Source organism: Brevundimonas sp. CEF1, assembly GCF_051353055.1.
Lineage (GTDB): Bacteria > Pseudomonadota > Alphaproteobacteria > Caulobacterales > Caulobacteraceae > Brevundimonas.
In genome coordinates, this window is record NZ_CP195593.1 from 1,491,353 (window position 1) to 1,507,992 (window position 16,640).

At 65.0% G+C, this 16,640-nt stretch carries 22 protein-coding genes and 3 tRNA genes; 18 read left to right on the forward strand and 7 right to left on the reverse strand.

What is annotated here, in order from left to right; translation table 11 throughout:
* The 3 genes from ACR9FL_RS07730 to phaC are packed head-to-tail and all read right to left on the reverse strand — an operon-like array spanning window position 1 to window position 3,145.
* Complete coding sequence (locus ACR9FL_RS07730; protein ID WP_436357912.1) at window positions 1-810, reverse strand: rhamnogalacturonan acetylesterase; 810 nt, start codon at window positions 808-810, stop codon at window positions 1-3.
* Entirely contained in the window at window positions 807-1,184 is a 378-nt protein-coding gene (locus ACR9FL_RS07735; protein WP_436357913.1) for a hypothetical protein, read from the reverse strand. Before ACR9FL_RS07735 ends, ACR9FL_RS07730 begins: the two co-directional genes overlap by 4 nt.
* Window positions 1,181-3,145: a class I poly(R)-hydroxyalkanoic acid synthase gene (gene phaC / locus ACR9FL_RS07740; protein WP_436357914.1), complete on the reverse strand. Its 1,965-nt coding sequence runs from the start codon at window positions 3,143-3,145 to the stop codon at window positions 1,181-1,183. The genes ACR9FL_RS07735 and phaC overlap by 4 nt, the downstream gene beginning before the upstream one ends.
* 65 nt (window positions 3,146-3,210) lie before the next feature.
* On the opposite strand from phaC, the gene ACR9FL_RS07745 reads away from it, so the two are divergent.
* The 11 genes from ACR9FL_RS07745 to ACR9FL_RS07795 all read left to right on the forward strand — a co-directional run bounded on the left by ACR9FL_RS07745 (window position 3,211) and on the right by ACR9FL_RS07795 (window position 11,960).
* Window positions 3,211-3,675, forward strand: a complete 465-nt coding sequence (locus tag ACR9FL_RS07745; RefSeq protein ID WP_296172207.1) for a hypothetical protein — start codon at window positions 3,211-3,213, stop codon at window positions 3,673-3,675.
* 63 nt (window positions 3,676-3,738) lie between these two features.
* Window positions 3,739-5,541, forward strand: a complete 1,803-nt coding sequence (gene recJ, locus ACR9FL_RS07750) for a single-stranded-DNA-specific exonuclease RecJ (RefSeq protein WP_436357915.1) — start codon at window positions 3,739-3,741, stop codon at window positions 5,539-5,541.
* 107 nt (window positions 5,542-5,648) lie between these two features.
* A tRNA-Glu gene (locus ACR9FL_RS07755) sits at window positions 5,649-5,723 on the forward strand.
* Between the two features lie 159 nt (window positions 5,724-5,882).
* A tRNA-Glu gene (locus ACR9FL_RS07760) sits at window positions 5,883-5,957 on the forward strand.
* Window positions 5,958-6,118: 161 nt separating this feature from the next.
* Window positions 6,119-6,664 carry a cold-shock protein gene (locus tag ACR9FL_RS07765; protein ID WP_436357916.1) on the forward strand — a complete coding sequence of 182 codons (546 nt, stop codon included), beginning with the start codon at window positions 6,119-6,121 and terminating at the stop codon, window positions 6,662-6,664.
* A 26-nt stretch (window positions 6,665-6,690) separates the two neighbouring features.
* Entirely contained in the window at window positions 6,691-7,161 is a 471-nt protein-coding gene (locus ACR9FL_RS07770) for a DUF192 domain-containing protein (protein ID WP_436357917.1), read from the forward strand.
* Between the two features lie 67 nt (window positions 7,162-7,228).
* Window positions 7,229-7,305: transfer RNA gene (locus ACR9FL_RS07775), tRNA-Pro, on the forward strand.
* 200 nt (window positions 7,306-7,505) lie between these two features.
* Window positions 7,506-7,883, forward strand: coding sequence for a hypothetical protein (locus tag ACR9FL_RS07780; protein ID WP_436357918.1), 378 nt, complete (start codon window positions 7,506-7,508; stop codon window positions 7,881-7,883).
* Window positions 7,880-8,323, forward strand: coding sequence for a phage pre-tape measure protein (locus ACR9FL_RS07785; protein ID WP_436357919.1), 444 nt, complete (start codon window positions 7,880-7,882; stop codon window positions 8,321-8,323). The genes ACR9FL_RS07780 and ACR9FL_RS07785 overlap by 4 nt, the downstream gene beginning before the upstream one ends.
* Window positions 8,316-8,912, forward strand: a complete 597-nt coding sequence (locus ACR9FL_RS07790) for a hypothetical protein (protein ID WP_436357920.1) — start codon at window positions 8,316-8,318, stop codon at window positions 8,910-8,912. The genes ACR9FL_RS07785 and ACR9FL_RS07790 overlap by 8 nt, the downstream gene beginning before the upstream one ends.
* An 84-nt stretch (window positions 8,913-8,996) precedes the next feature.
* Window positions 8,997-11,960, forward strand: a complete 2,964-nt coding sequence (locus ACR9FL_RS07795) for a phage tail length tape measure family protein (RefSeq protein ID WP_436357921.1) — start codon at window positions 8,997-8,999, stop codon at window positions 11,958-11,960.
* On the opposite strand, the gene ACR9FL_RS07800 is transcribed toward ACR9FL_RS07795, so the two are convergent.
* The 3 genes from ACR9FL_RS07800 to ACR9FL_RS07810 are packed head-to-tail and all read right to left on the reverse strand — an operon-like array spanning window position 11,941 to window position 12,681.
* Complete coding sequence (locus tag ACR9FL_RS07800) at window positions 11,941-12,225, reverse strand: helix-turn-helix transcriptional regulator (RefSeq protein ID WP_436357922.1); 285 nt, start codon at window positions 12,223-12,225, stop codon at window positions 11,941-11,943. The two genes, ACR9FL_RS07795 and ACR9FL_RS07800, sit on opposite strands and share 20 nt — an antisense overlap.
* Complete coding sequence (locus ACR9FL_RS07805) at window positions 12,219-12,470, reverse strand: helix-turn-helix transcriptional regulator (protein WP_436357923.1); 252 nt, start codon at window positions 12,468-12,470, stop codon at window positions 12,219-12,221. Before ACR9FL_RS07805 ends, ACR9FL_RS07800 begins: the two co-directional genes overlap by 7 nt.
* A gap of 1 nt (window position 12,471) precedes the next feature.
* Window positions 12,472-12,681: a hypothetical protein gene (locus ACR9FL_RS07810; protein ID WP_436357924.1), complete on the reverse strand. Its 210-nt coding sequence runs from the start codon at window positions 12,679-12,681 to the stop codon at window positions 12,472-12,474.
* 398 nt (window positions 12,682-13,079) lie between these two features.
* On the opposite strand from ACR9FL_RS07810, the gene ACR9FL_RS07815 reads away from it, so the two are divergent.
* Genes ACR9FL_RS07815 through ACR9FL_RS07835 form a run of 5 tightly spaced genes read left to right on the forward strand, consistent with a single transcriptional unit; the run spans window position 13,080 to window position 14,648 of the window.
* Complete coding sequence (locus ACR9FL_RS07815) at window positions 13,080-13,265, forward strand: hypothetical protein (protein WP_436357925.1); 186 nt, start codon at window positions 13,080-13,082, stop codon at window positions 13,263-13,265.
* Window positions 13,262-13,588 carry a hypothetical protein gene (locus ACR9FL_RS07820; RefSeq protein WP_436357926.1) on the forward strand — a complete coding sequence of 109 codons (327 nt, stop codon included), beginning with the start codon at window positions 13,262-13,264 and terminating at the stop codon, window positions 13,586-13,588. The genes ACR9FL_RS07815 and ACR9FL_RS07820 overlap by 4 nt, the downstream gene beginning before the upstream one ends.
* Window positions 13,585-13,830 carry a hypothetical protein gene (locus ACR9FL_RS07825; RefSeq protein WP_436357927.1) on the forward strand — a complete coding sequence of 82 codons (246 nt, stop codon included), beginning with the start codon at window positions 13,585-13,587 and terminating at the stop codon, window positions 13,828-13,830. Before ACR9FL_RS07820 ends, ACR9FL_RS07825 begins: the two co-directional genes overlap by 4 nt.
* Window positions 13,827-14,075, forward strand: a complete 249-nt coding sequence (locus ACR9FL_RS07830; RefSeq protein ID WP_436357928.1) for a hypothetical protein — start codon at window positions 13,827-13,829, stop codon at window positions 14,073-14,075. Before ACR9FL_RS07825 ends, ACR9FL_RS07830 begins: the two co-directional genes overlap by 4 nt.
* Before the next feature lie 33 nt (window positions 14,076-14,108).
* The gene (locus ACR9FL_RS07835; protein WP_436357929.1) at window positions 14,109-14,648 is read left to right on the forward strand and encodes a hypothetical protein; all 540 of its coding nucleotides are present in this window, start codon (window positions 14,109-14,111) and stop codon (window positions 14,646-14,648) included.
* On the opposite strand, the gene ACR9FL_RS07840 is transcribed toward ACR9FL_RS07835, so the two are convergent.
* Window positions 14,645-15,508 (reverse strand): KilA-N domain-containing protein, encoded by an 864-nt coding sequence (locus ACR9FL_RS07840; RefSeq protein ID WP_436357930.1) that lies wholly within the window; start codon window positions 15,506-15,508, stop codon window positions 14,645-14,647. The two genes, ACR9FL_RS07835 and ACR9FL_RS07840, sit on opposite strands and share 4 nt — an antisense overlap.
* Window positions 15,509-16,114: 606 nt before the next feature.
* Between ACR9FL_RS07840 and ACR9FL_RS07845 the strand changes: the two genes are divergently transcribed.
* Complete coding sequence (locus tag ACR9FL_RS07845) at window positions 16,115-16,315, forward strand: hypothetical protein (RefSeq protein ID WP_436357931.1); 201 nt, start codon at window positions 16,115-16,117, stop codon at window positions 16,313-16,315.
* 10 nt (window positions 16,316-16,325) lie between these two features.
* Window positions 16,326-16,589 (forward strand): hypothetical protein, encoded by a 264-nt coding sequence (locus ACR9FL_RS07850; protein ID WP_436357932.1) that lies wholly within the window; start codon window positions 16,326-16,328, stop codon window positions 16,587-16,589.
* The last annotated feature ends 51 nt before the right edge of the window (window positions 16,590-16,640 follow it).

Below are 16,640 nucleotides of genomic sequence, written 5' to 3' on the forward strand. Positions count from 1 at the left end.
TCAGGGGACGAGGCGCGGGGCCAGGTCCGGCGCGACGGGGATCAGGTCGCGCGTGACCAGAGCGGCGATGACGGCTGCGCCTTCGGGGCCCAGGTGGGTGTAGTCGAAGTCCTCGACATGATGACCGTGAGGCAGCGGGGGCGGCGTTGCGGCCGGCGGCGTCGGCGGGGTGTTTCCGGCGCGCAAATCCGCCTCGAAGGACGGCGGAGGCGAGCCTGGCGACAGGCGGGCGGCCTCCATCGCGCCGAGGCGCTGGACAAGGTCGGCGCTGCTGGCGTTCAGATCGATCAGAGGCGTGTCGGTCTCGGCGGCGACGGCGCGGACCGCGTCGGCCCAGGGGGCGAGCGTATTCTGAAGCCGGCCGTCCTTGAAGTGGCGGCGGGCGAGGGGCGTCAACAGAACAGGGCGGGCGCCGCGAGCGCGGGCCTCGGCCACATAGGCGCGCAGGTTGGCGGGAAACTCGGTCGCCAGGTCGGTGGAGCTGCGTTTGCCGGGCTGGTCGTTGTGGCCGAACTGGATCAGCACCCAGACCGACTGATAGCCGGGCGTCGTCATCTCGTTTAGCGCCAGATCCCATGAGCCTTCGGCGCGATAGGTCGAGGTGCTGCGCCCCTGACGGCCCATGTTGACGCAGGCCAGGGCCGACAGGACGTGGCGGTCGCAAAAGGCGCCGCCCCAGCCGCTGCCGACCGCCATGGTGGAGTCGCCGACGAGAATGATCTTGTCGGCCTGGATGGGCTTGTCCTGGGCCGAGGCCGCGTCGGCGGTCAGCAGGAGGCCGGCCAGGGCGCCGACGATAGGCGCCTTCATCCCGCCCGACGGGCCTTGAGAGCGGATTCCACCGTCACGCCGAACCAGATCGAGCCGATGACGATCAGCAGGCCGTAGTCGAAGCCGGGGAAGAAGACCGGGATGGCGGCGGCCAGGATTAGCAGCAGGGGGAAGAGGCTGGCCCAGACGGCGGTCGAGGCGGCCTCGGGATGGATCATCGGCGGACGCTGCGTGCCCATGCGCTTGGCCAGCACGCCGTTCAGCACCACGAACATGATGCTGCACAACACCGCCATCAGGACATACTTCAGCGTATTGCCGGGCTCGCCGAACAGGCTGGCGGTGGCGACCAGAAGGGCGAGTGGGACGGCGGTGGCCAGGGCCAGCAGCAGGTTGGGTTCGATACGCTTCAAGACTTCACTTTCACATAGGCGCCGGGGGCCGGTTCAAGGGGCTTGAGCGGGCCGGTCTTGGGGTCACGGGCGGGGATCTGATCGCCCGATCTTTCACGCAGCCAGGCGGCCCAGTGGGTCCACCAACTGCCGGGATGCTGTTGTGCGCCCGCTTGCCATTCCGCGAGCGTCTCGGGAAGGGCGGGGTTGGTCCAGTGCTGGTATTTGTTGGCGGCGGGCGGGTTGATGACCCCGGCGATGTGGCCCGAACCGGCCAGGGTGTAGGTCACCGGGCCGCCGAAAAGCCGCGCCGAGCGATAGACCGAGTTCATCGGGGCGATGTGGTCCTCGCGGCTGGCCAGGAAGTAGAGGGGCGTCCTGACGGTGGCCAGGTCGATGGGCTGGCCGCCGATCTCGAACTGGCCCTGGGCCAGGGCGTTTTGGCCATACATCTGGCGCAGGTAGTCGAGGTGCAGGCGTTTGGGCATCCGCGTCTGGTCAGCGTTCCAGAACAGAAGGTCGAAGGCCGGCGGCGCCTTGCCCATCAGGTAGTTGGACACGAAGAAGGACCAGATCAGGTCGTTGGCGCGCAGGGCGTTGAAGGTGTCGGCCATGGCGGCGCCGGGCAGGACGCCACCGGCGGCGTCCATCTGTTGCTCGATCTCGGCCAGCCAGTGCTCGTCGGTGAACAGCAGCAGGTCGCCGGCCTCGGCGAAGTCGTGCTGGGCCGCGAAGAAGGTGGCGGAGGCGACGCGCGTGTCCTTGTTGGCCGCCATGTGGGCCAGGGCCGAGCCGAGCAGGGTGCCGCCGATGCAGTAGCCGACGGCGTTCAGCTGTTTCTGGCTGGTCTGCTCCAGGGTCTTTTCGACGGCGCGATAGACGCCCTTGTGCAGGTATTCCTCGAAGCCGAACCCGGCCTTGTCCTGATCCGGGTTGACCCAGGAGCAGACGAAGACGGTGAAGCCCTGGGCCGACAGCCAGCGGATCAGCGAGTTCGCCGGCTGCAGGTCCATGATGTAGAACTTGTTGATCCACGGCGGGAAGATCAGCAGCGGGACGGCGTGCTGGGCGTCGGTGGCGGCGTCGAACTGGATCAGTTCGAACAGCTCGTCGCGCCAGACCACCTGGCCGGGGGCGGTGGCGACGTTTTCACCCACCTTGAACTGACCATAGTCGGCCTGGCTGATTTTGAGCTTGCCGTTGCCGCGTTCCAGGTCGGCGGCGAAGTTCTGCACGCCCTTGACCAGGGACTCGCCGCCGGTGTCCGCCAGGGCCTTCAGCGCCGCCGGGTTGGAGGCCAGGAAGTTGGAGGGCGAGAAGGCGTCGGTCAGCAGCTTGGTGAAGAACTCGGCCTTGCGCTTCACCCGCGGATCGACGTCGTCGACGCTTGCGACCAGGCCGTTCATCCAGTCCGAGGTGACCAGATAGGACTGACGCATGACGTCGAAGACGGGGTTCTCGCTCCAGGCCGGGTCGCGGAAACGTTTGTCGGTCGAGGGGGCGGGGGCGACCTCCTCGCCCATGGCGCGCCGGGCGGTCGTGGACCACAGATCCATATAGCGGCCGAACAGGTCGGCTTGGGCCTGGAACAGCTTTTCGGGGCGGGCGGCCAGGCTGGTCATGACCGAGGTCATGGCCGGGGCCACGTTGAACGGATCGGGCGAAAGGGCGGCGGGGCGGTCGGCCTGCGACAGCGCCGCCTCGGCGATGGCCGACTGGGCCGTCATGGCGGCCTTGGCCAGGTTCAGCGACAGGGTTTCCAGCAACTGCCGCTGATCGGCGCCGAAGGCGAAGGGATCGGCGGCCTCGGGCTGAGGCGGCGGGGGCGTCTGGGTCTGTGCGGTAGGCGATCCGGCGGCGGCCTCGGGCGGGGGCGCGGCCTTCTTGGCGCGCGGTTTAGCCGAGGTCGGGCGCCCCGATTTGCGCGGCGCCGCTGCGGCGGGCAGCGGGGCGGGGGGAGCCTTGGTCGGGCGCTTGGCCATGGGCGAACCTCCGGTAACCGGCGCGCGCAAGGTCGCGAGCCTTCCTCCGGGCGCGATGATGGCATATGACCGGGGTCGAGATGAACGTGTTCCTGTCGAAAAAGACGATCCTGCCGGCGATGACCGGCCTGCTGTTGCTGACCGGCGGCTGCGTCGGCTCGTTCGACCCGCAGACGGATATGACCTCGCCCGTCGCGCCAAGGGTGCAGGAACTGGTGGACGCGCACCGGCAATACCCGCGCTGGGCCGATTTCCCGGCCACGCCGACGGACCTGCCGCAGCCGGCCCAGATCGCTGCGAACGTCGGCGCGCTGAATGCTGACAGCTCCAGGCTGGCGACCCAGGTGGCCGGCATCGACTGGACGATGGACAGCGACCCGACGGCCTTTGTCGAATCGATCCAGCAACGCTTTGATCCGGCCCGCATGGCCCCGATCGGCGCCCAGACGCCGCAGGAGGTCGAAGCCTTCGCCGAGGCCTTGCGTCGTCGCGCCGCCGCGCCGCCGCCGATCGACCGCCCGCGCCCCTGACCGTCGTCGCGTCGCCTGGCCGACAGAATCCCGGAATGATGGCCGGGCTGACAAGGATTCCTCATGGCTGACGGTGGAAACAGTCCCGCCTTCCTCGGCGTTTCGCGCTCGCTGTCGGGCCGCGCCTGGCGACAGCGTCCGGCCGAGGCGGCGACCATCCGCGCCCATATGCAGGCCCTGGATCTGGACGAGCCCATGGCGCGGGCCCTGGCGGCGCGCGGGGTGGCGGCGGATCAGGGGCAGAACTTCCTGACCCCGACGCTGCGGGCCCTGTTCCCCGATCCGTCCAGCTTCATGGACATGGATACGGCGGCGACCGCCATCATCGACGCATTGCAGGCGGGCAGCAGCATCCATGTCTTCGCCGACTATGACGTGGACGGCGCGTCCAGCGCGGCCCTGCTGGTGCGCTGGTTCCGCACCCTGGGCGCGGACCTGCCCATCTATGTGCCCGACCGTTTGACCGAGGGCTATGGCCCCAGCGCGCGAGCGTTCGACACGCTGAAGGCGCGGGGCGCAGACCTGGTCATCACCGTCGACTGCGGGGCGGCGGCCAATGAGGCGGTGGCCCATGCCGCCGCCATCGGGCTGAAGGTCGTGGTCATCGACCACCACATGATGCGCGAGGAGCCGCCGGCCTGTCTGGCCGTGGTCAATCCGAACCGACCGGGCTGCACTTCGGGCCAGGGCAATCTGGCGGCGGCGGGGGTGGTCTTCGTCCTTCTGGCGGCGCTGAACCGCGAGGCGCGGGCAAGGGGGCTGTTTGAGGGCAAGCGCGAACCCGACATCCGCCAATGGCTGGATCTGGCCGCCATGGGCGCCATCTGCGACGTGACCGGCCTGACGGGTTTCAACCGGGCCCTGACCAGTCTGGGCCTGAAGGTCATGTCGGACTGGAAGAACCCGGGGCTGAAGGCCCTGTTGGCCGCCGCCGGGGCCGAGCCGGGGCCGGCCAAGTCCAATCACGCGGGCTTCATCCTGGGGCCGCGCATCAATGCGGGCGGACGGATCGGCAAGTCGGATCTGGGAGCGCGCCTGCTGTCCACCGACGACGTCGACGAGGCGAAGATGTTGGCCCAGGAACTGGATGGCCTGAACATCGCCCGGCGCGAGGTCGAGGCCCAAGTGACGGAACAGGCGGTGCGCCGCGTCGAGGCCACAGGCGCGCACAACGACGATTCTGCGATGGTCGTGATCGCGGGCGAGGACTGGCATCCCGGCGTGGTCGGCATCGTGGCCGGGCGTCTGCGTGAACGCTGGAGGAAGCCGGTCATCGTCATCGGGGTGGACGCCGTCAACGGCGTGGGCAAGGGTTCGGGTCGGTCGCAGCCGGGCATGAACCTGGGGCGGGCTGTTCAGGCGGCGTGGAACGAGGGCGTGCTGATCGCCGGGGGCGGGCACGCCATGGCGGCGGGCCTGACGGTCGCCGCCGACCGCATCGACGAACTGAGGGGCTTCCTCAACGACCGCCTGTCGGGCGAGCGGGCCGAGGCCGTGGCCCAGGACTGGGTCGAGGTGGACGCCCTGATCGATCCGCGCGCGGCGACGCGGGACCTGTTCGAGGCCTTCGAGCAACTGGCCCCCTATGGTCCCGCCAATCCCGAGCCTCTGTTCGCCTTGCAAGGGGTTCAGGCGCGCGAGCCGGTCGCCATGAACGGCGGCCATGTGCGCTGCCGCTTGGTCGGGCCGGACGGGGCCTCGGTGCGGGCCATCGCCTGGCGCTGCGCCGACCTGCCCGGCGGCAAGGCGCTGCTGGCGGGGCAGGGCGGGTTGAACCTGGTCGGACGGCTGAAGGCCGACGACTGGAACGGTCGTCGCGGGGTGCAGTTCGAGATCGAGGACGTGGCCGACCCGCGCATGGCCTGAGGTTTGGGCGTTGCCGAGCGCAGGTCTTTGAAAAAGTCGCACAAACTGCACAGCAGGCGCTTGCAAGCGGCGGAATCGACGGCTATTACCCCGGTCCTCCGCGCAGCGGTCCCTTCGTCTATCGGTTAGGACGTCAGGTTTTCAACCTGAAAAGAGGGGTTCGACTCCCCTAGGGACTGCCACGCGGAGCTATTCTTTTCCCTGACATCGACAGCCTGCATCCGCCCGCCGAGGGCTGATTTCGTGTGCGATACACGACTGCGAAGTCTTTGTTCGGAAAGTTGAAAAACAGGCTTGCAACATCCGGGGGGCGGGGGTATCAGACCGCTCCTCCGCGCAGCGGTCCCTTCGTCTATCGGTTAGGACGTCAGGTTTTCAACCTGAAAAGAGGGGTTCGACTCCCCTAGGGACTGCCACGCGGAGCTATCCCCCACATCGTGAGCCGAAATCGCCCCTCAGGGCGAAATGTGCGCTTTTGTCGATTGATGGGCTTAAAATCGTCATTTTTGTTTTTCAGGACCTCACAGAACCGTGTTAATCATAGCCTCTGCACGCTTTGCAGGCGGGGGTTTGTGAGTTGTCGGACTACGATGAGATTGAAGCGCCGGACGTCGTTCTGATCGCCGGCACGGTGAAATGGTTCGATCCGGGCAAGGGCTATGGCTTCATTGTGCCCGATGAGCCCGACCTGACCGAGTTGAAGGACGTGCTGCTGCACGTCAGCAGCCTGCGCGACGGGGGTCACGAAGCCGCCGCCGAGGGCGCCGCCATCACCTGCGAATGCGCGCGTCGGGCCAAGGGCTGGCAGGTCGTGCGCGTGCTCGACCTGGGGCAGGGCGCGCCCCTGCCGATCCGCCGCGAGGCCCCGCGATCGACTTCGCCGCGCGCGATCCCGGAACTGACTGGCGGCGGGCCGCTGGAGACGGCCGTCGTCAAATGGTTCAATCGCACCAAGGGCTATGGATTCGTGGTGCGCGACGGCGCGGCCGGCGATATCTTTGTCCATGTGGAGACGCTGCGGCGCTGCGGGCTGGATGATCTGGTGCCCGGCGACGCGGTGCAGGTGCGGTTCGCCGATGGGCCCAAGGGCCTGGTGGTCGCCGAGATCAGACCGGGCGAATAGGTTTTCGCCCTTGAGGGGGCGAAGTCATGGGTTTCTCGCGTCGTATGTTGCTGGCCGTCGCCTTCGCGCTCGCGGCCTCGGCCTGTGCGCCCAAGGGGCCGGTGGATGCGGCGGGCCAGCCGTTGGAGCCGCTGAGCATCGTGACCTCTTCGGGCGAGCACAGGTTCATGGTTGAGATCGCCGACGACGACGCCGAGCGCGAGCGCGGCCTGATGTATCGCCCGCCGCTGGACGACGACCGGGGGATGCTGTTCCAGTTCCCGGCGGCCAGCGAGCAGAGCTTCTGGATGAAGAACACGCCCAGCTCGCTGGACATCCTCTACATCGACCCGCAGGGGCGCATCGTCTCGATCGCCAGCCACGCCACGCCCTATTCGGAAACGCCCCTGCCGTCGAACGGCGCGGCCAACGGCGTGCTGGAGCTGCGCGCCGGCCGGGCCGACGAGATCGGCGCCAAGCCCGGCGACCAGGTTCGCCACAGCTTCTTTCGTCCCTGACGGAGATTAAGGCGTTCAATGCGTTGCGGTGCGACGCCGCCCGTGCCATGAGGGCGCTCCATCGGATCGGGGTGTAGCGCAGCCTGGTAGCGCATCTGGTTTGGGACCAGAGGGTCGGAGGTTCGAATCCTCTCGCCCCGACCATGGAATTCAATGACTTAGCGCGCAATTGCGAGAGGCTTCTGCCCCTTGAGTCGCCACCGAGTCGCCACCAGCGGCAGGCAGTGAGAGCGCTGCAATCGCAGGTACCACCAATGATCCGCTGTAACCGAGACCGTTGCCCGATGGGGTAAGCGGTTACAGCCGTTTGCCGCACCGTCCTCAGGAAATCCTGTGGAGACGATATGGCAGCCTCAACCGATCCCACGAGCTTTGATTCGCCAAGCGAGGCCGTGCGCTTCCTCGTGGAGTGGGCCGTTCCGCACGCCCATGAGTTTGGGCGCGTGATCGACCAGTTCGTTGTCAGGCGGCCTGGCGGCGGATTCGATCTGCCCCAGGGCCGGGAAGCTGCCCTAAATCAAGCAATCAGTGGGGCGTACGCCCGCTTGGCCGCTGCCGGCCCGTTCACGGACGCCTTCGCAATCATCATGGCGGCCACGGCGATTGCCGACAGCCCCGCTGACAAGGCCTTCCTGACGGAACAACTAGCGATTCTCGCCGCCGGTGAGAGCGTCACTGCCGCGGCGACGCTCGCCATCACTGACGTGGGGGGCACCGCATGAGCGCCGCCAGCATGATCAGCACCAAGCGGATCGTGGTCGGCCAGGACGACGAGGGTGTGGAGATCGCCTTCGTCGTTCGCGGCCTGAGCCTCGCCGACATCGCTGCAGTGATGCGGGACGATGGCGGCGTGGCTCTGGCGGCCGTCTACACGCAGGCCCGGTCGTCCGGCTTCGGCGCAGACGCCGTCTCCGAAATGGCCGGTGACCTGCTGGAGGCGGTGCCGGAACTGGTGGCCCGCATCATCGCCCGCGCTGCCGGTGTGCCCGACCAGTGGGAGGACCTGATCGACATCAGCATCGGTCACAGCCTCGACCTGATCGACGCCATCGTCGGCCTGACCTTCACGTCGGACCGCGTCGTAAAAAAAGCGCTGGAGGTCGTCCGCCGATACGCCAAGGGCGCCTGGCCACACCCGATGACGGGAGCCGGAAATGACTGACGACGTCCAATACGTCTACGTGGTCGAGGGACTGGACCTCGACCTGGCTGACAAGGTGCCGGGGCAGGTCCGTAAGGCCGCCATGCGCGCCGTCAACTATGCATCGGCGAAGGGGCGCACTGCGTCAGGCCGCGCCATCCGCAACCACGCAAATCTACCAGCCGGTTACCTGACGGGCGCCGACGGACGCCTGCAGCTGTCGAAGGCGGCGTCAGCAGGCAACCTTGAGCGCGACATAACCGCCCGACGCCGGCCTACGTCGCTGGCCCGCTATTATAGCGGCGGCTCCAAGGCGCGCGGTGTCCGTGTGACGGTGAAGCCCGGTCACGCGAAATATCTTCGGCGCGGCTTCATCATGAAGCTGCGCTCCGGCGCGTCGGAGTCGAACAATAAAGGGCTCGCAATCCGCACGGACGGTGGCGCCCCCGCAGGTTCGTTCAAGGCCAAGAAGATCAACGACAACCTGTGGCTGGTCTACGGCCTGTCCGTCGACACGCTGTTCCGCCGCGTCATCGACGAAGTGTCGCCCGGCATTGCCGACGACATGGAAGCCGAGTTCTGGCGGCAACTGAACCTGGAAGGAGCTTGACCCATGGCGAATAACCGCGACGTCAAGCTGAAGGTATCTGCGGTCGACAACACTGGACCGGGCCTCAAGAAGGCCGAGGCCGCGATGCGCCGGTTCGCCACGGCTGCACAGGCGACGCAGGCTCGCCGTGCCGGTCGCGCTGCCGCAGACAAGGCCGCCGAGGAAGCCGCCGCCGCCTACGCCAAGGCCACGGCCGAGGCCACGAAGTTCGGCCGCCAGTTGAAGCAGATCGAGAACTGGTCGTGGTCTTCCGAGGTCGTCGAAGCCCCAGAGCAACTGGCCGAGAACTTCGAGCGCGCGCGCGAGGAAGCCCGCCGCACCAAGATCGAACTCGACAACGCCCGCGCTGGCGTCAGCCGGTTCAGTCAGGCCGGCGGCGGGCTGGCGGCGTTCGAGGCCAAGCTGGCGAACATCGGCGGCGAAGCCCGTCGCACCGACGGCGCCATCGACAATATGCGGACCGGCGTCGACCAGCTTACGGCTGCGCAGCGCAACGCCGTGGGGCAGGGCAACCGACTGGTCGACGTGATGCACCGTCAGGCCGCCGCCGCGCGCTCGGCAGGTTCTGCATCTCGTAGGGACGCAGGTCTCGCTGGCAAGGTCACCGACGCATACGCGACCCGAAACCAGCGCGGACCGCTCGGCCTGCGTCCCTACGAGATGCAGAACCTGGGCTACCAGGTGAACGACCTGGTCACACAGATCGGCAGCGGCACGCCCGTAATGCAGGCGTTCGCGCAGCAGGGCGGCCAGATCGCGCAGCTGTTCCCGAAGGCCACCATGACGATCCTGCGCATGGCCCCGGCCATCGCGCTCGTGGCCGCCGCCGTCGCCCCGTTCATCTCGGCCATGAACAAGGCCAACAACGAAGCCGCACGTCTGTCGGCCATGGAGACGCTGCTGAAGCGCTCCGGCAACGCCGCGTCCTACACGGCCCCGCAACTGGCTCGGGTCGCCAACGAGATGCAGGGGCTCGACGTCAAGGCCGACGAGGCGAACGCCGCCGTGTCGCTGTTCGTCCAGAAGGCGGTTGACCCCGCCTATCTGGATCGGTTCGCCAAGGCCACGGTCGACACCGCCAAGGTGTTGAAGATCGACATGGCCGACGCCGCCGAGAAGGTGACGACCGCGTTCACCGGCAACGCCGATGCCGTGATGGCGCTCGACGACGAAGTCGGGTTCCTGACGGAGTCCGAGCGCAAGCACATCGAGAAGCTGAAGGAGTCCAAGAAGGACGCCGAGGCGCGCACCTACGCGTTCGAGATCTTCGCCAAGAAGTACGGCGCGATTTCGGATGACATGGATGGTCCCTGGAAGCGGACGCTCGAAAACCTGAAGAACGCCTGGGGCGGCTTCGTCGACTTCGTGAACTTCATCGACTGGTCGAAGCTAAAGGGCGAACTGAACTGGATCGCCAGTAAACTGGCGGAGATCACGTCGGCGCTGCCGGGCGCCCGCAGCGCATCGGTTGACGTAGTCAATGATGACGTCTCGAAAGCCTACGCCCGCGTCGCGCAGAACTCGGCTACCGAAGCCCGACTGCGAGCGCAAGGTAACCGGCTAGGGGCAGATCAGGTCGCCCGCTCCATCCAGCAGGATCGCGGCGTCATCGCACTGGGCGAAACCCGCCTCGCCGGCATGAGCCTGATCAACGGCACCAGCGAACTGACGCGCCCACGAACCGCCGCTGACACTACCACCCGGCCGCCGGCCAATGCGAACACCTCGTCGCCCAAGGCCGACCGCAGCGGAGCGGACGACACCCGTCGCAAGGCGGACGAGCAAGCGAAGTTCGTGGCCTCGCTGCTAGAAGAGAACGACGCGCGCGCCTTCCAGATTTCGCTGATGGATGAGACCGAGCGTCGCCAGTTGGTGATGAAGGCGATGCGCGACGCTGAACTGGGCGCCGCCGCCGTCGGGCTCGAACTGACGCAGGCGCAGCGCGACACCATCGAGGAAGGCGTCACGCGCCTGTATGATGAGGGCAAGGCGCGCGAGGCGATCAAGATCATCGACCAAGCTCGGCTCGACCTGGCGACGGCCAAGGGTGAGATCGAGACGCGCGACGCCTTCATCCAGCGCAAACTCACCGAGGACCTGGCAGGCGCGACGGAGGACCAACGTGCGACCTATGCTCAGATCCTGGGCCAGAACTACGACCTGGAGGCGTCCAAGCGTCGCCAGAAGGAACTGGAAGAGGGCGTCACGGCGCTCGAACAGCAGCGCGCCGAACTGCAACGCCAGATTCTGTTCGCGCAGGAGACGGGCGACACGGCCGGCGCAGCCAGCCTGCAGATACAGTTGGAAGGGGTTAATACAGCCCTGCTTACAGCGATCCAGCGCATGCGCGAGTTTTGGATCGCGACAGGCGGCCCCGAAGCCCAGGCAGCACTCTTGGCACTGGATGGGGTTGAGCGGCGGATAAAGGGAACCGGCGGGACCGCCATCGTCACGGGTAAACAGATCAACGATGCTTTCGCGGGCACTGCGACATCGGCCCTCGATCAGTTCGCTCAGAACCTTGTCGATACGGGCAACCTCTTCGGATCGCTTCGGGACGCCTTCCTGCAGTTCGCAGCCGACTTCCTGCGCCAGATCGCGAACATGATCATGCAGCAGGTCATCCTAAACATGGTCGGCGGTGGATCGGCTGGTGGCGGGCAAGGCGGTCTCGGCGGCTTTATCGCGGGACTTGTGAGTGCGCCGACCAAACACACCGGCGGCCCGGTGAACAGCGGCGGTGGGCTACGAACGGTCGGCCCTTGGGATTTCGTCGGCGCTATGCGTTATCATGCGGGCGGCATCGCGGGCCTGGCGCCTGACGAGGTCCCGGCCATCCTGCTCCGCAACGAGGAGGTCCTGACCGAGGACGACCCCCGTCACCGCGCGAATGGCGGCCTGGGCGGCGGTGGCGGCAGCGTCAAGGTGACCAACGTCTTCGATCCGGGCGACATGCTGGACAAGGCGCTGTCCACGGAGGCCGGCGAACGTACCTTCCTGAACTTCGTCGGACGCAACAGCGGCGCGTTCAAGGCGGCCATCGGCTAGTCGGTCCCGAGGATGATTTGGGTGCAATCTGGTGCTGGCCTTGCGAGGGTCGCTTGCTGAGAATCCACTCCTCAACATCGGCCTCGAGCCACACCGCAACACGGTGCGAAATGCGACTCTGTCGAGGAAAAAATCCCTCCTGGATCCACCGATACAAGGTGCTCCGAGCGACCCCCACGCGCGTAAGCACCTCTGATATCCTTATGAGGCGATGTCGTAGCGGAGGCTCTGTCATTCCATTTCGGGCCCGCATGGGGGTCACCATGCAGGTGGTCTAGTCTGGCTGCGATAGCGTTGACATCGAGGTGCCCGAGCGTTCAGGCAAAGGCGCAGCCACTCCTCGACCTCGGCTTCAATCCAGACAGATACTTTGTATGAAACGCGTATCTGTTTCGGAAAGGTGCCGGCACCGATCCAGCGATAGATTTGCCGCCCGCAAACCCCCGTGCGCCTCGCCACCTCCGGCAACCTGATAAAGCACGGTGGCGGTGGCGCAGGAGGTTTTGCCATCTCAGATTCCTTTCATTGCCGCCTCTGCAAGGCGGAAAACAAACCCAGTCGTGTGGCCCAGTGTCATTCCGTTCTCGGACATCGCTCTGAGGCGACCGATGAGCAGCATAGGGTTTTCCGTGTCACGAGCTTCCGTGATCAGTCGGGTTGCTTCGTCATCGCCTTCGGCATTCTGTTCGGCCCAGGACTTGCTTGAGTTTTGAATGATCATGACTTCCTCGTTTTGAAAGCCGACCATCAGTCTTCGAACCTGGTGGCCGGGCGCTAGCGTGTTCGAAGACTGCCGAGGAAAGGCAGCGGGCAAAGCCCCACACCAGCACCCGACCATAGAGTCAGCCACTAAATCCTCCATCGCGTCTTCGAACGCGCCCACAACTGCTGTTGCGGTAATCTGATAGTCTCAGAAATCGCCTATTTGCGTCAATGATTATTTAAGTCTATTTAAACGTGACATTTGTTTATTTAGTATGTCTCAATTTTATTCGTGCGTGATGAATGGAGCGTCTTCCGTCGGTCCTGGACGTAAGAGACCAAGCCGGCGGCGCTATGGGCCGTTTGACGGGTGGCATCGCATCGAAGATGCTATTCGCAGTCTCGGGGGAGGGACCGATGACCGACGAGAACGACGAGAACGAAGAGCTGGACGAGTTGGATAAGCTCCTGGCCGATGCGCTGGAGCCGCGGGACGACTTGCCCATCCCGCCGCTGGATATGGAAGCGCTCGGGAGGGAGCTCATGTCCAGGGCGCGGCCGCCTGCACGGGACAACAAGGGCGGGGGCCGGAAGGGCGAATGATGAACGTCGCAGCAAACGCAGCCACTAACGTCGCCATCATGGCCGCTGTGATGCGCAAGCGGATGATCCAGCACTTCGAGAAGGCCGGAGCGTTCAGTGCTGAGACCGCGATTCCGTTGCCGCCGAAGCACCCGCGCTCCACGGTGAACGCCCTGATCAAGCACAAGGTGATCGTGCCGGCGGGGGAGGGCCTTTTCTACCTGGATCGCGAGGCAGACGCGCGGTCGCTGCGCGAGCAGGGCAAGGCCGCCATGGCTGTCCTTGGGATGCTGGTGCTGATCGGATTGATCGTCCTCGGCATGGTGCTGGTCGGGCGGGGATGAACCGCAAGCTCCTCCAACGCGAGGCGAAGAGCCTGCTTCAGCACATCGCGCAGTCGAAGCCGTTCGATTGGATCGCGACCGGCGCGCTCGTGATCATCCTGGCGTGGCCGAAGAAGGTGATCTGGCGCCCGTGGCCGGAATGGCTTGTGGTGACGGCAATGGTGATCGGCGTGGCGTTGGTTGCCGTTGGGGTGGTCAGGTGGCTGCTGAGCTTGAGAGCGGCGAAAGACTTAGAGCGATGACAGAGCCAAGCCGCGTAGCGGGGTCGAAATCGGCCATCCTCGCTTACGTCAACGAACTCAAAGCCGACAGGGACGCAGCGCGAGCAGCGCTGCACGCGATGATCAGCGGCGTCGAGTTGGTGCCAATGACCTCACCCGCTGACGCGGTGAAGGCAGTTGCCGAATACGAGAACCGCATCGCCACCTTGGACAAGCTGATTGCGCAGTATGAAGTTGAACTGGCGGCAGGCCGGTACGTCGACTAGCCGTTGATGGCGGATAACCTCGGGGGAGGAGTGATGAACGCAGCAGAGTTCAAAGAACTGGAGGGGCAGCGCATCCAACAGGTTTTGGGCGCGATAGGCGCGCTTCCGGCGGCCATGCTCGTCTTTGGTGATGGGCCTAGCACGGCAGCTGCAGGGGCTCCGCTATTTGTAGCGGCAATCGCGCTAATCGTTGGGTCGATCATGCATTGGAATTACACCGATGGCGCCTACCATTTGGACACCATCGAACACGATGTCCGATTGGTAGATCAGCCGAAGGTAGATCTGTGGCAGGAAGACCTTGAGCGCGCAGGGTATTGGTTCCAAGGCCTTACTTACTACTACGGCATTTCTAGCCTCATTTGCTCGGTTGCTGGGGTCGCAGCCGTATATTCGACGATCCGGCTCAGCGTGAGCGTTGAAATAGGTTTCTTAGCCGCCGGTGCCGTAACAATTGCCGTTTGCACTGAAATCGTTCTTTCGGGCAGACGTCGGAACCAGTTGCTCAAGCGCTGCCGGATACTCAACGGGCTGCCAAAGGGCGGAGAGGCCGAAGCCTCCCCTGGTGGTTAGGCGGCCGTTGGAATCGAACGAACGCGATCACGCTGTTCGAGGGCCGCAATGGCTCCGCTGGCTTCCGAGGCGCTGATAGCGTTCTTGGCCACGAGGCGTTTCAGGTATTCCGGCAGTTTGGTCGGAATGTAGATGTCTCGCAGCCAACGCCGGAATGCCGGCCAGCTATCCTCATGGTAGCAGAGGGGTGTTTGAGGGTTAGAGATCGCCTGAGCATAGAAGCCGGGATAAAAGTGTTCAAAGCGAAGCTCAGAACCAAACTGTTCCGCTAGCTTTTCAGCGCGCCAATGACGGGCCCAAACCTTCCCCACACTTATGTCGATTAGGATTTTGAGGCCGGGGTTAATCCCGCCGCGAATCAGGGCTGCATACAGATCCGCTGTTTCCCGGAACACGCAAAAATAACCCATCGGGACTCGGTCGTGGATTAGATCCAGACGCTCATTGAAAATTCGCCAGGCGCGCTCTGCGCGGTCGGCGCCTGTCATCCAATCTAGAACCCAGCGCGAAACCATGACCGCAAATCGTGCCGATGCCCATTGGGCCAAATGGGTGGATACCTGAGGGTGAACCCATGTCCCTCGCAGCTCGTTCGGACCGACCATGTTTTTGGAAACTAGGAGGTCTATGGGAATTCCCATGGACCCCGAGAGTTCGACCAAGAACTCTTGGGTAGAGGTCAAGCGCTCATAGTCAGCAAAGGCCTTGCCGGCAGCCTTGCACATCGCCGTCGCGTTAATGTAGCCGTCCGTAGCGCGCTGGGCGATGATCTCGCCACGGTAGTCGTGTGGAATGAGGTCGAGCCTCGGCTGAGCGTTGGCGGCGGGATTTTTCTGGACCGAGTCCGTGTTTTCAGACATGAGTGCGTGACACCTCGTGATGGCCAATGGCCGTTGCAGATGGACGGGCAGAGGGGCGCTCGACTGGTAATCAGTCCCCTCTGCTCGACTGCTGTTCGTCTTGTATGTGAATGAGAACGAAAGCAGCACGCGCAGTAGACGCAGAGCCGTGCTGCGGCGCAAGTGCAACCCAGTCCCTTATCCGACGCGAAATGACATAGGGCCTGTGGATAACGGGGGCAGCGCCCCGCTTGATCTCACCGAGCGTGGTTTTTGCTGTCCCGTTCCAGCGAGTCCGCCTCTTCGCGATACCGCTCAGCGATCCGTCCGAACCTATCCCGATCAGCTTTGAAGGGTGAAAGCCTGGCCATGTTCTCGGCGTTGCGCTGGAGCTGGCGGAGGTCGGATACGCGAGAAGTACGGGTCACTTTGATACTGAACTCGGAAACTGCGGTCGGGCGCAGGCCTCGGAGCAAGCCCTGAGCCTGTCGCCGATACGACCCGTCAGAGGGCTTGGATGACCTGCCAGTTCCGTCAGGCGTTTCAACAATATCGTGTAGCGCGGCCTTAGGAACGGCCCTGCACCCGAACGCCTGGTTTCCTGTAACCAAAATCAGAGAGGCCGATATGACCGACGTCCAACCAGAGCGCGATCAAGAGCAAGATCCGAACGCCACGACGCCACAGCCTGATGAGAACCCACAGCAGCGGGAGAACCTTCGAGACCAAGCCCAGCGTCAGCCCGGCAAGGGTGATCCGGTGCCGGCAAGCGGCGGCGATGGTGCGGCCGGCGCGGGTGGGCCCGGCGGCTTCGGCACCGGAAGCTGAGGGCTGAGTTATGACTGATACCCGACCCGACCCCGACCGTGATCCAAACCGGGCTCCGCCCGGGAAGGTGGATCAAGGCCGCCTGGGGCAAGGCGAAGACAGTCTGCAGAAGCAGGCCGCTCGCGAAACCACGCTGGATCAGAGCGGCGACAAGCAGTCTGCTGACTTCCTCTCGGACGAAAACGGCAACTTGACCAAGATACGAGCCGACACGGTTTCGGAGGGCGATCCGCAGGAGGCCAATCGTGGCAAGGGGCAGGAAATCCCCTCCTGAACTTCCGAAGCCCCCTCGCTATCACCCCGTCCGAAAGGGCGGGGTTTTTGC

Bases quoted from the DNA above. Each gene is read 5' to 3' on its own strand.
- ACR9FL_RS07785 (WP_436357919.1), top strand. From the start codon at position 7,880: ATGAGCGCCGCCAGCATGATCAGCACCAAGCGGATCGTGGTCGGCCAG.
- ACR9FL_RS07800 (WP_436357922.1), bottom strand. From the start codon at position 12,225: ATGGTGACCCCCATGCGGGCCCGAAATGGAATGACAGAGCCTCCGCTA.
- ACR9FL_RS07790 (WP_436357920.1), top strand. From the start codon at position 8,316: ATGACTGACGACGTCCAATACGTCTACGTGGTCGAGGGACTGGACCTC.
- ACR9FL_RS07825 (WP_436357927.1), top strand. From the start codon at position 13,585: ATGAACCGCAAGCTCCTCCAACGCGAGGCGAAGAGCCTGCTTCAGCAC.
- ACR9FL_RS07810 (WP_436357924.1), bottom strand. From the start codon at position 12,681: ATGATCATTCAAAACTCAAGCAAGTCCTGGGCCGAACAGAATGCCGAA.
- ACR9FL_RS07850 (WP_436357932.1), top strand. From the start codon at position 16,326: ATGACTGATACCCGACCCGACCCCGACCGTGATCCAAACCGGGCTCCG.
- ACR9FL_RS07820 (WP_436357926.1), top strand. From the start codon at position 13,262: ATGATGAACGTCGCAGCAAACGCAGCCACTAACGTCGCCATCATGGCC.
- ACR9FL_RS07845 (WP_436357931.1), top strand. From the start codon at position 16,115: ATGACCGACGTCCAACCAGAGCGCGATCAAGAGCAAGATCCGAACGCC.
- recJ (WP_436357915.1), top strand. From the start codon at position 3,739: ATGGCTGACGGTGGAAACAGTCCCGCCTTCCTCGGCGTTTCGCGCTCG.
- ACR9FL_RS07835 (WP_436357929.1), top strand. From the start codon at position 14,109: ATGAACGCAGCAGAGTTCAAAGAACTGGAGGGGCAGCGCATCCAACAG.
- ACR9FL_RS07770 (WP_436357917.1), top strand. From the start codon at position 6,691: ATGGGTTTCTCGCGTCGTATGTTGCTGGCCGTCGCCTTCGCGCTCGCG.
- ACR9FL_RS07815 (WP_436357925.1), top strand. From the start codon at position 13,080: ATGACCGACGAGAACGACGAGAACGAAGAGCTGGACGAGTTGGATAAG.
- ACR9FL_RS07795 (WP_436357921.1), top strand. From the start codon at position 8,997: ATGCGCCGGTTCGCCACGGCTGCACAGGCGACGCAGGCTCGCCGTGCC.
- phaC (WP_436357914.1), bottom strand. From the start codon at position 3,145: ATGGCCAAGCGCCCGACCAAGGCTCCCCCCGCCCCGCTGCCCGCCGCA.
- ACR9FL_RS07830 (WP_436357928.1), top strand. From the start codon at position 13,827: ATGACAGAGCCAAGCCGCGTAGCGGGGTCGAAATCGGCCATCCTCGCT.
- ACR9FL_RS07745 (WP_296172207.1), top strand. From the start codon at position 3,211: ATGACCGGGGTCGAGATGAACGTGTTCCTGTCGAAAAAGACGATCCTG.
- ACR9FL_RS07805 (WP_436357923.1), bottom strand. From the start codon at position 12,470: ATGGCAAAACCTCCTGCGCCACCGCCACCGTGCTTTATCAGGTTGCCG.
- ACR9FL_RS07780 (WP_436357918.1), top strand. From the start codon at position 7,506: ATGGCAGCCTCAACCGATCCCACGAGCTTTGATTCGCCAAGCGAGGCC.
- ACR9FL_RS07840 (WP_436357930.1), bottom strand. From the start codon at position 15,508: ATGTCTGAAAACACGGACTCGGTCCAGAAAAATCCCGCCGCCAACGCT.
- ACR9FL_RS07730 (WP_436357912.1), bottom strand. From the start codon at position 810: ATGAAGGCGCCTATCGTCGGCGCCCTGGCCGGCCTCCTGCTGACCGCC.